Origin of the sequence: Faecalibacterium sp. Marseille-Q4137 (assembly GCF_017377535.1) — a bacterium.
Lineage (GTDB): Bacteria > Bacillota > Clostridia > Oscillospirales > Ruminococcaceae > Faecalibacterium > Faecalibacterium duncaniae.
Window position 1 is genome coordinate 1 of the sequence record NZ_JAFREK010000106.1, and the last position, 1,348, is coordinate 1,348.

At 45.4% G+C, this 1,348-nt stretch carries 1 protein-coding gene; it reads right to left on the bottom strand.

The window, feature by feature from the left end; genetic code table 11:
* Window positions 1-81 precede the first annotated feature (81 nt).
* Window positions 82-1,257 carry an IS110 family transposase gene (locus tag J3353_RS15985; RefSeq protein ID WP_005936957.1) on the bottom strand — a complete coding sequence of 392 codons (1,176 nt, stop codon included), beginning with the start codon at window positions 1,255-1,257 and terminating at the stop codon, window positions 82-84.
* Between the last annotated feature and the right edge of the window lie 91 nt (window positions 1,258-1,348).

The following is a 1,348-nucleotide window of genomic DNA, read 5'->3' on the forward strand; positions in this document are numbered from 1 at the left end:
AGCATTTGAATGCTTCGGTTTGTCAAGGGTTCGCTGCGCCAGCTAAGTTGTTCTTGGATTTGGCTCAGGCTCTGGAGAGAATCAGGCAGCTACAAGATATGCTTTGCCAGATTTCTGCAAGGCATAGATTAGCCGCACAAGTTTCTTCGTGGCATGGGATAAGGCAACATTGTAGTGCTTTCCTTCAGCACGTTTCTTGGCAAGATATTCAGCAAAGACGGGATTCCAGTGGCAGACGTACTTGGTTGCGTTGTAGAGGGCATATCGCAAATAACGAGAACCACGCTTCTCCATGTGAGCGTAACAGTTTGTAAGTTTTCCGGACTGGTATGTAGATGGAGAGCAGCCAGCGTAAGCAAGGATTTTGTCAGGAGATTCAAAGTTGGAAAAATCACCGATTTCAGCAAGAATCATGGCTGCTGACTGGATACCGACACCGGGAATAGAAAGAATCGGTGGATTCAGTTCATCCATGATTTTCTGAATAGAAACTTCAATTTCATCAATCTCGGAGGTGAGTTCCCGAATGAGTTTAATGGTATGCTTCAGTTCCAGAAATTTAGCAGGCATAACGGAACCAATGGAAGTTCTGGCAGCATCTCGAATCTGGATAGCCTTATCTTTGCCATAACGACCCTTGGATGCTGTCGCAAGAAGGTTTGTCAGCTTGGTGAGATGAATTTCTGAAATCTGTTTTGCACCGGGATATTCACTGAGGAGCGCATAAACCGAAGCAATATGGAGAGAGGGAACGAGCTTCTCCAGTTCTGGAAACAGAATCGTGACCAGTCTGGACACTGACTGCTTCAGCTTGGCTCTTTCACGAACCTTATCGAATCGGTATCTTGTTAGTGACTTTAACTCTTCGTTATGGTATGCTGTATCCGTGTAGGACTTGAGGTCTACATCGGACAATAGCATAGTTGCAATCGTTCTTGCATCCACACGATCGGTTTTGGTTTTGCGAAGGCTGAGACTTTTTCGGTACAGGTTGGTGTGCAAAGGATTCATGACATAGACGGCCAGGTCATTGTCAAGAAGAAATCCAAGAATGTTGTAGCTGTAATGTCCGGTAGCCTCAAGTCCTACTTTTATTTTGTCTGACTTTTTTGTACAGTCTCGAATCGTCTGAAGCAGCTGCTTGAAGCCATCCATGTTATTGGGGATGGTAATGCAGTCGGCACGAATCGTTCCGTCCGAGTCGAGAATACAGCAGTCGTGCTTATCCTTGGCAACGTCAATTCCAACACAAACCATTTTGATACCTCCGGCGTATTTATTTCGATGCTGTTCAGGACCACAGACTTCTTTGCTCTTGTAACCTCGTTCTAAATAAACCGTCTGGCGG

Excerpts from the sequence above, each read along its gene's own strand:
- J3353_RS15985 (WP_005936957.1), bottom strand. The coding sequence starts at position 1,257 with ATGGTTTGTGTTGGAATTGACGTTGCCAAGGATAAGCACGACTGCTGT.